Annotated in this window: 11 protein-coding genes and 3 pseudogenes; 7 read left to right on the plus strand and 7 right to left on the minus strand. The window is 49.4% G+C overall.

Features of this window, described 5'->3' with window-relative positions; genetic code table 11:
* The first annotated feature begins 11 nt into the window (after positions 1–11).
* The 3 genes from BZK42_RS25780 (at position 12) to BZK42_RS25790 (ending at position 1,611) form a co-directional block, all read left to right on the plus strand.
* Entirely contained in the window at positions 12–239 is a 228-nt protein-coding gene (locus tag BZK42_RS25780) for a FlhC family transcriptional regulator (protein WP_282958090.1), read from the plus strand.
* Positions 240–537: 298 nt separating this feature from the next.
* On the plus strand, positions 538–717 hold the full coding sequence (locus BZK42_RS25785; RefSeq protein ID WP_143329745.1) for a hypothetical protein: 180 nt from the start codon (positions 538–540) through the stop codon (positions 715–717).
* Positions 718–729: 12 nt separating this feature from the next.
* On the plus strand, positions 730–1,611 hold the full coding sequence (locus BZK42_RS25790) for a methyl-accepting chemotaxis protein (RefSeq protein ID WP_080860896.1): 882 nt from the start codon (positions 730–732) through the stop codon (positions 1,609–1,611).
* An 84-nt stretch (positions 1,612–1,695) separates the two neighbouring features.
* On the opposite strand, the gene BZK42_RS25795 is transcribed toward BZK42_RS25790, so the two are convergent.
* Positions 1,696–2,214, minus strand: a complete 519-nt coding sequence (locus tag BZK42_RS25795; RefSeq protein ID WP_080860900.1) for a hypothetical protein — start codon at positions 2,212–2,214, stop codon at positions 1,696–1,698.
* Positions 2,215–2,600: 386 nt separating this feature from the next.
* On the opposite strand from BZK42_RS25795, the gene BZK42_RS25800 reads away from it, so the two are divergent.
* Entirely contained in the window at positions 2,601–3,074 is a 474-nt protein-coding gene (locus BZK42_RS25800; RefSeq protein WP_080860901.1) for a CaiF/GrlA family transcriptional regulator, read from the plus strand.
* Between the two features lie 176 nt (positions 3,075–3,250).
* Here BZK42_RS25800 and BZK42_RS25805 read toward each other — a convergent pair whose 3' ends face one another.
* The 6 genes and pseudogenes from BZK42_RS25805 to BZK42_RS25830 form a co-directional block, all read right to left on the minus strand.
* A complete protein-coding gene (locus BZK42_RS25805) occupies positions 3,251–3,649 on the minus strand; it encodes a pyridoxamine 5'-phosphate oxidase family protein (RefSeq protein ID WP_080860903.1) in 399 nt (132 codons plus the stop codon).
* A gap of 51 nt (positions 3,650–3,700) precedes the next feature.
* Complete coding sequence (locus BZK42_RS25810) at positions 3,701–3,919, minus strand: HP1242/YdcH family protein (protein WP_080860905.1); 219 nt, start codon at positions 3,917–3,919, stop codon at positions 3,701–3,703.
* Positions 3,920–4,964: 1,045 nt separating this feature from the next.
* The gene (locus BZK42_RS25820; RefSeq protein ID WP_080860909.1) at positions 4,965–6,173 is read right to left on the minus strand and encodes an adenosylhomocysteinase; all 1,209 of its coding nucleotides are present in this window, start codon (positions 6,171–6,173) and stop codon (positions 4,965–4,967) included.
* A gap of 78 nt (positions 6,174–6,251) precedes the next feature.
* Positions 6,252–6,614, minus strand: a pseudogene (locus tag BZK42_RS29800) (transposase family protein); the annotation flags it as partial.
* A gap of 245 nt (positions 6,615–6,859) precedes the next feature.
* Positions 6,860–7,260: pseudogene (locus BZK42_RS29805) on the minus strand (ATP-binding protein).
* 111 nt (positions 7,261–7,371) lie between these two features.
* Positions 7,372–7,595: pseudogene (locus BZK42_RS25830) on the minus strand (IS3 family transposase); the annotation flags it as partial.
* Between the two features lie 840 nt (positions 7,596–8,435).
* Between BZK42_RS25830 and BZK42_RS25835 the strand changes: the two are divergent.
* The 3 genes from BZK42_RS25835 (at position 8,436) to BZK42_RS25845 (ending at position 12,531) form a co-directional block, all read left to right on the plus strand.
* Complete coding sequence (locus BZK42_RS25835) at positions 8,436–9,041, plus strand: fimbrial protein (RefSeq protein WP_080860911.1); 606 nt, start codon at positions 8,436–8,438, stop codon at positions 9,039–9,041.
* 185 nt (positions 9,042–9,226) lie between these two features.
* Positions 9,227–11,716, plus strand: coding sequence for a fimbrial outer membrane usher protein StdB (gene stdB / locus BZK42_RS25840; RefSeq protein WP_080860913.1), 2,490 nt, complete (start codon positions 9,227–9,229; stop codon positions 11,714–11,716).
* Positions 11,717–11,778: 62 nt separating this feature from the next.
* Positions 11,779–12,531: a fimbria/pilus periplasmic chaperone gene (locus BZK42_RS25845; RefSeq protein WP_080860914.1), complete on the plus strand. Its 753-nt coding sequence runs from the start codon at positions 11,779–11,781 to the stop codon at positions 12,529–12,531.
* Positions 12,532–12,745: the final 214 nt, after the last annotated feature.

Genomic DNA, 12,745 nt, shown 5'->3' on the forward strand with positions numbered 1-12,745 from the left:
TCAAAATACTTATCCGGGCTTATCGTGCATATTTAAGATATGCCGGTAACTCAGAGACACTGTCCCTCACCCGGGCGTGGATACTGAGGCGGTTTGTTGATTCGGGGATGCTGGATTATACCCCCTGCTCTAAATGTGGCGGGAAGTTTATAACTCTTTCAGGAGAGCCCGCACACAGTTACCAGTGTGTTATGTGTCACCCGCCATCACGGGCAGTAAAAAGAGCCACCGTGAAATAAACGGATACGCCATGAACATGACGCTTATTTCTTCGTCTGTCGCAGTCACTGTGCTGCGCCGCCGACGAAAGAAAACCTTTTTATGCCGTCAGTTTTTGTCAGGACAAAAACTTAATTTCTGACGACCATTTAAAAAGAACAAATAACAAAAAAATCATTTTCAGGATTAATTAAAATAATTTCATATTTTACAGAAGCATTATAATCCGATGCGACTTTCTGTCGTCTTATATTTTCAGAGGAGACACCTCATGGGCGCTTTAAAAAATTTCCGATCCGCGTCACCATAATGAACATCATGGTTATCATGTTGCTGCTGGTCATCGCTGACAGCCTGATGCTCTTCACCGCTGAAGGCGTGACCGGATGGCGCCATATTACCGCAGCCATCATTATCGCCCTTTCCCCGGTCGTGTTGTTCCTGACAAATATTTATCTTGTCCACTGTCTGATGGTACCGCTGGCCGAGTTGAAATGACACCTGTTGTCCATGGCTGACGGTAATCTGAATAACCGTATCACCCTGTTCGGCAATAACTGCGTCGGTCAGCTTTATCCCCTGGTGTCCACCCTGCAGAAAAACAATGCGGAAATTATCAGCTCCATCCGCTCATGCACCAGTGGCCTGCACAGCCAGATGCGTACGCTCTCTGATGAAAACGGCGCGCTTGTCGCCCGTACCGAACAGGGTGCCGCTGCCGTAGTGGAAACCGCCGCAAGCATGGAGCTGCTCAGTGCCACCGTGGGACTCAACGCCGACAATGCCGTGATCGCCAGCGAAATGGCCCGCGAAGCCTCTGCATCTGCACAGGATCCCTGTAAAATGGTCGCCCGGGTGAAAAACACTATGGCAGAGACGGAGGCCGCTTCCGTTAAAATTAATGATATCACCGCCATCATTAATTCCATCGCGTTCCAGACCAACATCCTCGCGCTTAACGCTTCGGTGGAAGCCGCCCGGGCCGGAGAGCAGGGACGTGGATTTGCCGTGGTGGCCAGCGAAGTCAGGAACCTGGCCCAGCGCTGTGCGGAGTCCGCAAAAGATATCGCCGCGCTCATTACCTCTGCCACCCCCCTGATACAGGAAGGGGTGACTCTGGCGGAAAATGCTGAAGCATCAATGAGCGCAATGAATGACTCCATCAGTAACGTCTCACGCGTTATCGGTGAAATTGCCATCAGTTCTGAAGAACAGAACAGGGGTATCCAGCAGGCTCGTATGGCCGTGAATGAAGTCGACCGGATAACCCAGCAGAATCATCAGATGGCAGAACAGTCCACCTCTCTGGTGAGCACCCTTCAGCAACTGACTGAACAGTTAAATCAGGATGTTGATTTATTCAGACTGCCTGATAACGCCCTGTTGCACTGATACTCCCGGCGGGGAGAAGACAACCATTCTTCGCCGCAGGTTCACGTTAATCACAGGTCACTGGTACGCATATTTGCTATACTGTCATGCCCTGTAACGTCTGGCGTCCCAGGACATTATCCGCTCAGCGAATGAAACGTTTTTCCCCTTATAATGCGTACCGTCCAGAAGCCAGATATCATGAAGCCCCTGCCCTCCGGTCAGTTTCTCTGTCCGGGTACGGCGAGCATCCACCAGGTCAGCCTGAACGAAGAGCCTCACACCCTTATCCGTTTCAAACTCAATGAATCTCACCCGGTGGTATTGCGACCGGGTTTTCCGGTCAGAGGCATACAGAATGTAACTGACGACACCGTGTGCCAGTCCCGTCAGTCTGCTGATTTCCCGTATGGAAATATCTTCCCGTGTTGCATACAGCTCGCGAACCTTTCCCATCTGTTCGACAGTGTATCCTCGTACCCGAAGACTCAGTTTAATCCTGACTGCCATGTTGCGTACCGCTGTAATATTTGTACCCAGAGCGTCAGCAATTTCCCGGGTATTCAGTTTCCCGGCATTCTCCCGCAGGTAATTAATCCGCTCTTTTGTCCAGGAAAAAGCCATCGGTATTTCCTCTCAAATAAACATAATTAATGGTTAAATTATGCTTAACACATGCTGGCATCAATGTTCAAATGATTACGAAAATGAAATAAAATAACTACACGTTAAATATTAAATATGTAATTGTTTAATTTTTATAATAATAAACAAATACTAAACAAGGTGATAACAAGCCCATCAAAAACTCCGTATTTTACTTTTTTTACGGAACTTTTCAGTTACAATAATTAACCGATGCCCAATAAACTATAAAAGGCATTCCTTATGACAAATCATCATTCCCTTGTATTTTTTTCTCATCCGTAATAAAAGGGCGAATTTATATCGCTCATTATTATAAGTAAAAGCATGTGAGTTTTATTTCTACTTGTTCAGGAATAAACATTATGGAAAACACACCGCACAATTACGTACCGGAACAGGCCCGCAGAAGGAAAAAAACCGCCCAGAGTAACCATGAAACGTTCGTTATTCCTCCTTCGTTACAGCAGTACGCTGACGAGCCACTCTACATTCTGATTGCCCTGTGGGCGCTGCAACAGAACGACTGGGTCAGCCGCACAGAAATTTCCGAAGCCTTTGGTATCAATGACCGTCGGGCGTCTTTCCAGGTCTCCTATATATCCAGGCGGAACCAACGCGTCACCTGCGAAGTTCGTGCTGCCCGTAATGAAGGCTCGCCGGCTCCTCACAATCAAATCAGGGTGACCGGCGTGGTACTGACCCGGGACACAGAAAAAGCTGTGCCCGTTGCACCAAAAAACAGACCGCTGAAACGCAGTCATGTTGGCAATGTCTCACCGGAACTGCGCAGCCTGTTTCACTCTCTGATGGGTTCGCGAAGCGTCTGCGGGGAATGAGTGTTTCAGAGATATAAAAAAACAATTGATAATGATTATCATTTCCGTATAGTGATAAAGACTGACTCCCGGCAGTGAGCCAGTATGACTCTCCATTAATAATGTCAGATGATAACGTATGTTATCCCTCATGTGGCTCCGGTAACGGGGCCGCATGTCGTTATGGCTCCGTCACTTTACGGGTGAAGCTTTTTCCCGGCATCTGCCCCCGAACGCAGGCTGTATATCTCATCAATCTGCAGCACAACGGCACATAACGGTTGCTGCATACCGTTATTCCTGGCGAAATCCAGCGCATTCAGATAGGGTTCTCCATCTTCATAAATAACCGGTGTACAAATAAACCGATATCCGTCCCGGTTCTCACGGTCAATCACCGCAACCGCCATTTTTGAACCTGCCCGGATATTTTTCAACGTCCGTCCTCCCGTGTTCTCGTTGTAAATCAGTGCGGTGTCACTGTATACACGCAGTGACCGCTTTGGCCCGATATCCGGCATACCATCTTCCCCGGTGGTGGCCTGAACGGGTAAATGTACCACCAACATAGCTTTCATTTTTTCATCAAGCTTCATAGTTTCCTCTTCATGTTTTCAGTCTGCTATATGCCACTATTTCTTCCGGTCTTATTCCCCAGGGGAATAAGACCGGAGAATACGGTGTATCTCATCCTTCAGATGTAATTTTTCCCGCTTCATTTTCATCAGCCGGATACTGTCAGGGGCTGGGCGGGCCTCTTCTCTGGATACTTTGTGATCCAGCTCATTGTGTCGCTGAAACAGCACCGAAAAATGGGGGTCCTCACTCTTAAGGCGCGAAATCAGTTCTCTGTACTCCGGAAACATGTCAATCCTCCTGTCATCTGTCGCTCATGTTGTTTCAAGACTGCAACATGCAGCACCAGCCTGTGAAGGACTTATTTTTGGTTTTCCGGATTTTATTAAGCATGGAAAAGCCCGTGTACATTCGCCACCATGCCGGTTTTATCCTGAAAAACATGACTGTGGAAAAAGTTATTTTCGGACTGGTCCAAAAATCCAGCATCTGGTTGCCTGGATGAACACCTGCGACTTGAAAACTTACAATTCCTGCCAGGGGCATGGTTTTCCCGTTCGCAGGCTCCTGCCATAGGGGGCGAATCAGTGATCGATCTCATGTGAATATGCAACCGACCCCGGTTCACCAGACAATCATCAATATACTGAGAGAACGGTATGCTCAAATTTACTCCAGAAACAGGCGCTGAATGTCGGTTTCATGATTTATATCACATCGTTGGGATATAGAATAATTATATAAATTATCTCGATCAATCCTTTATATTGAAAATTTTCATTCACAGAGCGAGAAAAGCGTAAAACAGAAAATCCAGTTGCATGTATTATTACTGAACCTGATAAGAATATCGGAAAATAACATTAATCACAAAGGCAACGGTAGCGACGATATTGATAGTAAAGAAACAAACAGAAGTTGAATTTCATAAACCGTTTATTTTAGTTATAAAGTATTTGTCTTTGCTGATGCGTGGAATAAAAACATTTAAAACTATTTTATTGTGATTTTTCATAGGGGCTTTCCGGCATGACTCAACAGGTGCGAACCGGGAGGCATTATCCACGAAAATCAATGCGCCCCCGATGGAACTCTTTTGATACTCCGGCAAGAAGTTAACCGAATGTCATTGTCCGGCGAGGAACCTCTATATAATTTGTCTGTGGCTCCTCCTGTCTCTATATGCGAAATGCATAGCTATCCAGGCACTATAATACCGTATACCTGAGGGGAGCCACATTTCTTTACTGCCACTCCCCATGCAGGATCAATATGTAGTGAAAAGTGCTCAATTTATTTCCACTATTCTGCATTAATTACTGTTAACAATGAGTATTAATGATTAATCCAGTTTTCACACGCCAGTCTGGCAACAGTCATCTCAATGTCGTACGGTACTGGTTGAGGAATTTTCTGCAATGATTTGCTGTTCAGGGCAATGCGCTCCAGACTCAGCGTCTGAAGCGCAAGGCCAAGATCCATGACTTCTACAGGATTTCCGTTGCCTGCAGATAAGTTAACCAGATTTGCATCTGACATAAGGAAAAGTTGCTTACCGGATTTTAGGCGATATTTACATATTTTCGGTATAATCTCTTCTTTTGACTCACTGAGAGCAGCCAGTGCCGGAACATCCACTTCCCGCTGAAAATGCCCTGCATTTGCTATAATTGTCTTATCTTTCATCAGTTCGAAATGTCTGCCAGTCAGAGTGTTATCCCGGCCAACTACACTGACCACGAAGTCTGCATCAGGGAGAGCATCACTGAGATCCGCAGTATAAAATCCTTCAAGATGTGCTTCGAGGCGAGTCAGTGGGTTAATATCAACCACGGTGACGTGAGCGCCCATCCCCCTGAAACGTTGAGCAACACCAGAGCCACAGTAACCATAGCCAATAACAACCACCTTTTTACCATGCAACATGACGTTAGTGGCATGTGCTATACTTTCAACAACTGATGAACCAACACCAAAGCGATTTTCAATGATTCGTTTTGATAATGTGTCGTTAATAATAAGTGTTGGCCACAGAGATGAAGAAAAATCTTCGCGCAGACGATTGGCTCCTGTCGTCGTTTCTTCTGTCGCCCCAAGAATTTTAGTCTGTAAATGTTTAAATTCAGGATCATTAAGGATTAGTTCATGAAGATCGGCTCCATTATCAGCGATAATATCAGGTTTCATACGTAAAATTTCTTTGCAATAATTAATATGCTCTTCAAAATTTTCATCACGCTTCGAAAAAACACTCGCACCAAAATATTTTACAAGTGCAGCAGCAGTTTCATCTTGGGTTGAACCCGGAGAACCTGTTATAGCAATTCTGGCACCACCTTTAATAAGGGCTTCAACCCATACTCCCGTTTTAGCTTCAACATGCAAACAAATGCTGACAGTGAGATTTTTGAATGGCTTCTCCTTTTCAAGACGCGTAATCAACCCCTGCATAATTGGCATGTGCGCTTTTGCCCAGTTAATGCGTTTAATGCCCTGCTCAGCCAGGTTTAACTCTTTAACACAGTATTCATTATCCTTTAGCATGGTATATACCCGTTATATTGTTAATTTTTTATATCAAGTACGAATTTAAGTCCGAAGTGCAACGTTAAACTGCCATTCTTATATTTGTAAACACAAACAAAAGTGACCTGAAGCAAAACCTGAGCCACTGCGTGTCCTGTTGCTCAGCGCGCCCTGATAGCGCCAGAACCTATTCTGACATCGTTCTCATGTGTGTCCATCAGGGATAAACTGGCGCAGAAACCCGTTTGTGTTCTCATTTAATCCTCTCTAATGCGAGAAGCAGGGATGGGCTAAGTACGTATCTGCTTCCAGCGCTTTCACGATGGCCGTATGCTCACTAATTTCAAGATCGTTATGGAAGATTATCGTATGGATCGTATCCCGCTAACCGCTCAGTAGCGAGATAATCGAGTTACTAACTTCCACGTCATCTTTGGAAAAACTCTTCGTCAGGTAAATACTTCGCCCTGTATCTGATCATCTCATTTTATGGTTTACAAATTATCGCAATCATTTTATGTTATGATATAACATAAGCCACTCACTATGTCATTCATTCTGTTTTCCTTCTGCTACATATGAAGGCCTGTCGTTGCATTTATTCTTCTGACTGCGCTGTGGCTCGCTGCTGTCCTGGCGGTATCAGGAGCTCAGGTTTCGGCTACTGAAGTCCGAGTACATATACTGATACAGGGGGACACAGTTCAGTCAACCTGTACCGGTCGTTTTCTCATCTCCAGCCGCTGGGCGTTGTGCATCAGACGGCCCAGGATTGCATCGGCAAGCGTGTTATCTCCCACACAGACGTACCACTCTTCTGTTGGCAGTTGCCTTATCATTACCGTGGCTCTTTTACCGTAGCGATCTTTCTTCAGTTCCAGCAGATCGTTGCGATGAGTCGCCTTGAGAGGCTCAACCCCCAGTCGTCCAGGATAAGCAGTTGCGTTTTCAACAGCAGGGTCAGTTGTTTTCTGTAGCTACCATCTGCCCGGCTATGCATCAGCTCACCCAGTAACCTGCTCCGTCGCCAGTACTGCACGCTGTAACCCTGCTGGCAGGCGTTGTTACCCAGCGTACAAGCAACATAGTTTTTTACCGCAACCACAGGGACCGATTATCAGCAGATTCTGTCAGCGAAGTACCCATTCGCGCTGGCTCAGTTGTGCGATACGTGAATGATCCAGGTTTCGGCGTTTTTCAAGATGGTTGTCGTTTTTTATGCTGCCCGACGTTCATTCTCCGGGTTGAGTGCCACTATCTCTATCGGTGTCCAGTTACGAGTTTTCCCTGACCAGCACTCAGGATGCTGACATCGCGCTGCTTCATAGACAACCTTTCGCTGTTTGAGCAGCGTTTTTCCAGCCCCAGATGTCTTTGCTCAGGCGTGACGAACTTGATCCCGCTATGTCGATGCTGAGTGTTGTACCAGCGGATGAGGTTGAGTCCGTCAATGTGGTGTAAATTCAGTTCCAGCCTTCCGGTCCGGTAATAGGTCTGTTATGCGCTGGCAGGTGTACCGAGTACTGTGGATGGAAAGCGATCTGTCGGGTGCCGGATGCGATAGTTCCGCAAGTCCGGTTCTGAGGAAGCGTCCGGGGGTCTGCTCCCCCCTGCCCGGAATCATTCCTCCATTGCATATTCATTTTTTCCTTTGATCGTCCGCCTGAATACTGAATGTGACAGCCATCACATTAACTAAAAAAGTGACTCTTTATATGATAATGAATATTAATTCGCTACTATTTTTTTTGAAGAAAATATGTAGTTCCAAAAAAACCGGGAAATAGCATAAAAATTTATAAAATACATAATAAAGATAACAAGTAAAAATAAAAACCAATTGTATTTTGTTTTTAAAGAATTAAAAACTAAGCAGTTTTATAAACACATCAACAGCACCTTCCTTTGACGGCCTCACCTTAACTCCTGCATTTATGTTTTCAGTTAAAAAGGTAACTTATCGTTTTAACGATTATTATTGTATTAAAAATGATTTTTTTGGGGATTAATCCTATATTACGAACAATATTATCGATCGTACCGATCTGTTTTTATTGATGTAATCATAGTGAGAGTTTTCTTATAAATACCCCGTCATAAGCCGTGGCCCCCGGTTCCTGGCTCGTATGGATACATGCCGTCCGCAATAAATTTCGCTGTACTTATGTTGATTATGCAGATGGTTAATCCTGTCGGGACCGAACGACAGAACAAGTTTCGATGAATAACCCCGCTTCCGGCTTATGCCCCCTCTCATTCAGATATTAAAAAGGACATGTTATGCGTAATAAAATCATACTTGCCATGGCGGCTGCCGGCATGATGTGCGGCACTTCGGCTTTTGCTGCAGATATTCCCACCACGGATGCCGGCGGAGGAACGATAGTCTTCAGCGGCTCGGTCATTGATGCGCCATGCAGCATTGTGCCGGAAAACCAGAACATTCAGGTGGACCTGGGGCAGGTCACAAAAAAATCACTTGCAGAAGCCGACAAAAAATCCAGTCTGGTGCCATTCACCATCAATCTGGCTCAGTGTTCATTTGAGGACATGACCGGTAACACTACACAGGGTGCCACCAACTATTCAAAAGTGGCCGTGGCATTCTCAGGTATTACAGCACCGACTGGCGGGGATTTGACTAAAGGAGAAATAGCAAATAGCGCAACCAATAATCCTGCCGCTAATGTGGCTATTCAGCTCCTGAAAGGTGACGCGAGTACGCCAGTGGACCTGAGTAAGGCACCTACAGCGGGTGATATTACGCTGGATACCTCTTCGGCAACCAATAAGCTGAACTTCTTCGCCCGCATGATAACTGTTGGCGGAGCAGCCTCTCAGGGTGCTGTCGGCGCCACAGTCACCTATAAGCTGAGATATTTCTGATACGGCCCGCAGGCCGGTATTTATTTCAGACAGTAATAAACAGTTTCGCTGTTCATTTATCCGGCATGCCCGGACACCGGAACTGTTTATTTTTTTCAGTGATGAGCTGATATTTCACGGAGCAGTTTATATCAGCAGCGGCAGATTTTTAATTTATTCAGGTGACACGGATAGCGACGCATACCATGAAACTGACCCGACTGGCACTGCTGATTACTCTGAATATACTGACGTTGCCGGCAGGGGCGACGGAATTCAGCGCCGGTTTTCTGAACAACAGTGACCACAGCAGCGTGGATTTATCCGCCTTCAGCCGGGATGGCTACGTTGCGCCGGGGGATTACCTGCTTGATATTTACCTGAATGACAGACTCATCCGCAGTCAGTACAACGTCAGTGTGGCGGAGACCGGCGACGGACGCTCACGTTTCTGCATCACCCCGGCACTGGCAGACATGCTCGGACTGAAAGAGGAGAACCGCCGTCAGCTTGCCCGGGTGGAAGGGAATAACGGCCAGTGCCTTAACCTGAACACAGCGGACAGCAGGGTACAGTATTCACCGGACAACCAGTCCCTGTCTGTCACCCTGCCCCAGGCGTGGATGGAATATCAGGACCCGGACTGGGTGCCTCCGGCCCGCTGGAGTGAGGGCGTCACGGCTGCTCTGCTGGACTATAACCTGATGGCGAACCGGTACATGCCGCATCAGGGCGATACCTCCACCAGTTACAGTCTGTACGGCACCGCCGGGTTTAACCTCGGCGCCTGGCGTCTGCGCAGCGATTACCAGTACAACCGCTATGACAGCGGAAACGGCAGCGTGCAGTCTGATTTTTATCTGCCGCAGACATATCTGTTCCGTCCGCTACCGTCGCTGCGTTCGAAACTAACGCTGGGCCAGACGTATCTCAGCTCCGCCATTTTTGACTCCTTCCGCTTTGCCGGACTCACCCTGGCCAGCGATGAGCGCATGCTGCCGTCCTCCCTGCAGGGATACGCTCCGCAAATCAGCGGCATTGCGAACAGTAATGCGCAGGTGACCGTCAGCCAGAACGGTCGCATGCTGTACCAGACCCGGGTGTCTCCCGGTCCCTTTGTCCTGCCGGACCTGAGCCAGAACATCAGCGGCAATCTTGACGTGACGGTGCGCGAAAGCGACGGCAGTGTCCGGACCTGGCAGGTCAACACGGCCAGCGTGCCCTTTATGGCCCGTCAGGGGCAGGTTCGCTACAAGGTGGCCGCCGGACGCCCGCTGTACGGCGGGACGCATAACAACAGCACGGTCAGTCCCGACTTTCTGCTCGGCGAGGCCACCTGGGGAGCATTTAATAACACCTCGCTGTACGGCGGTGTGATTGCCTCCACCGGCGATTACCAGTCCGTCGCGCTGGGTGCGGCGCAGAACATGGGGCTCTTCGGCGCGGTATCGGCGGATGTCACCCGCTCAGATGCGCGACTGCCTTCAGCATCCACACCCCATCAGACCGGTTACAGCTACCGGGTTAACTACACCAAAACGTTTAACAGCACCGGCAGCACGCTGGCGTTCGTCGGATACCGTTTCTCTGACCGGCATTTTATGTCCCTGCAGGAGTATCTGGCGCGTTCCGTGTATGACGGGGAGTACCTGCAGGATGAAAAGCAGAGCTACTCCGTAAGCTGGAATCAGTATCTGTCAGCCCTGAACATGAATGCCTCGCTTTCCCTGAGCCGTCTCAGTTACTGGAATGCCGACTCCAGTAATAACTGGACGATGTCGGTAAGTAAGTCGACAGATATCGGTCCCGTTCACGGCATTAACCTGTCACTGTCCCTGTCCCGTAACCAGTCGGCGTACAACCGGACACAAAACCAGGTTTATTTCCAGGTCAGTGTCCCCTGGGGGGACAGTCGCCAGGTGAGTTACAGCATGCAGAAGGATAACCAGGGCAGTATGCTGCAGACCGTGAATTACAGCGATTTCCATAACCCGGATACCTCATGGAACATCAGCGCCGGCCACAACCGGTATGACAGCAACAGCAGTAACAGCTTCAGCGGGAGTATCCAGAGCCGCCTGCCGTGGGGCCAGGCCAGCGCGGATGCCACCCTGCAGCCCGGTCAGTACCGCAGTCTGGGGCTGAACTGGTATGGCTCACTGACCGCCACGGCACATGGCGCTGCGTTCAGCCAGTCAATGGCCGGGAATGAGCCGCGGATGATGGTTGATACCGGAGACGTGTCCGGAGTGCCGGTTAACGGCAACAACGGCGTGACCAACCACTTCGGAGTGGCTGTGGTGAGCGCGGGCAGCAGCTATCGCCCCGGAGACGTCTCCGTGGATGTGTCCGCGCTGCCGGACGGCGTGGATGTGGCTGACCCTGTGGTCAGCCAGGTACTGACGGAAGGGGCTGTCGGTTACCGGCATATCCGAACCAGTAGGGGAGAACAGATATTCGGGCATATCCGGCTGGCTGATGGCACAAGTCCGCCATTCGGCGCGCAGGTCGTGTCGGAGAAAACCGGTAAAACGGCGGGGATGGCCGGTGATAACGGTCTGGTCTACCTGACGGGCATTGATGCTTCAGAGCGGAATGCTCTGGTCGTGACATGGGGCGGCAGGCCGCAGTGCCGGCTGTCCCTGCCGGAGAACGCGAGTCTCAGCCTGGGGGACCTGCTGCTTCTCTGCCGGTGACGGCCTGCGACAGGCGTGCAACACACAGCAGACGTACAACATTATTTTTACGGAGAAAAAAGGTGAACAACAGACAGACAGCGGTGCTCATTGCCGGCCTGGTACTTGCCCTTGCCGGGCCCTGTACCAGCCAGGCGGCCATCAATGTTGACCGCACCCGTATCATCATGAGCAGCGATGCAAAAGCCGTCTCCGTCGGGCTGAGTAACGAAAGTCCCGACGCTCCTTATCTGGCGCAGTCATGGATGGAGGACAGCCAGGGAAAAGCGACGAATGTACTGATAGCGCTGCCGCCGCTGCAGCGCATCGATGCGGGGAAAAAATCCCGGGTCAGGATAATGCGGGTACAGAACAGTGGGGCCGCCACGCTGCCGGCAGACCGGGAGAGCCTGTTTTATTTTAACGTCAGGGAAATTCCGCCTGCGCCGGAGGACAAAAGCAAAAATATTCTGCAGCTTGCCACCCAGAGCCAGCTGAAGCTGTTCCTGCGCCCGGCCAGGCTGGCGGCGGAGGGGAGCGCCTCGCCGGAACAAAAGCTGGAAGTACAGATATCCGGAAAAACGCTAACGCTGAAAAATCCGACGCCGTATTACATCACTCTTGTCTGGCTGGGACAAAGTCCGAAACAAAAACTGGCGGGCTTTAAGGAAGGCACGATGGTGGCCCCGTTTTCATCACTGCCGGTGAATGCCGTCCTGCCTGCCGGAACTGGCCAGATAATGGTGGGCAATGTGGATGACTATGGCGGGCTGCGGATGAACCGCTTCATCTGCGCGTCAGGGAGATGTACTTATCAGGAGCGTATTAATGAATAAGGTGATGTACGGAGAAATCAGGAGACGTGGCGGCAGGAATACGTTATGCCGGTTGCTCCGGCCCGGACGGTGGTTTTTATGCCTGGCGTTGCTCTGTTCTGCCGCGTTGCCGGGATTTGCCGGCGCGGCAACCGGGAAGGAATGTACTGACTGGAAGGGTCAAACCGGTATCAGTATAAATCTGCACTTACCGCCCTCCGTCAGTTTCGAGCCA

The sequence above is a fragment of the Citrobacter braakii genome (assembly GCF_002075345.1).
GTDB lineage: Bacteria > Pseudomonadota > Gammaproteobacteria > Enterobacterales > Enterobacteriaceae > Citrobacter > Citrobacter braakii.

Excerpts from the sequence above, each read along its gene's own strand:
- BZK42_RS25785 (WP_143329745.1), top strand. The coding sequence starts at position 538 with ATGGTTATCATGTTGCTGCTGGTCATCGCTGACAGCCTGATGCTCTTC.
- BZK42_RS25805 (WP_080860903.1), bottom strand. The coding sequence starts at position 3,649 with ATGAAGCTTGATGAAAAAATGAAAGCTATGTTGGTGGTACATTTACCC.
- BZK42_RS25790 (WP_080860896.1), top strand. The coding sequence starts at position 730 with ATGGCTGACGGTAATCTGAATAACCGTATCACCCTGTTCGGCAATAAC.
- BZK42_RS25795 (WP_080860900.1), bottom strand. The coding sequence starts at position 2,214 with ATGGCTTTTTCCTGGACAAAAGAGCGGATTAATTACCTGCGGGAGAAT.
- BZK42_RS25820 (WP_080860909.1), bottom strand. The coding sequence starts at position 6,173 with ATGCTAAAGGATAATGAATACTGTGTTAAAGAGTTAAACCTGGCTGAG.
- stdB (WP_080860913.1), top strand. The coding sequence starts at position 9,227 with ATGAAACTGACCCGACTGGCACTGCTGATTACTCTGAATATACTGACG.
- BZK42_RS25810 (WP_080860905.1), bottom strand. The coding sequence starts at position 3,919 with ATGTTTCCGGAGTACAGAGAACTGATTTCGCGCCTTAAGAGTGAGGAC.
- BZK42_RS25835 (WP_080860911.1), top strand. The coding sequence starts at position 8,436 with ATGCGTAATAAAATCATACTTGCCATGGCGGCTGCCGGCATGATGTGC.
- BZK42_RS25800 (WP_080860901.1), top strand. The coding sequence starts at position 2,601 with ATGGAAAACACACCGCACAATTACGTACCGGAACAGGCCCGCAGAAGG.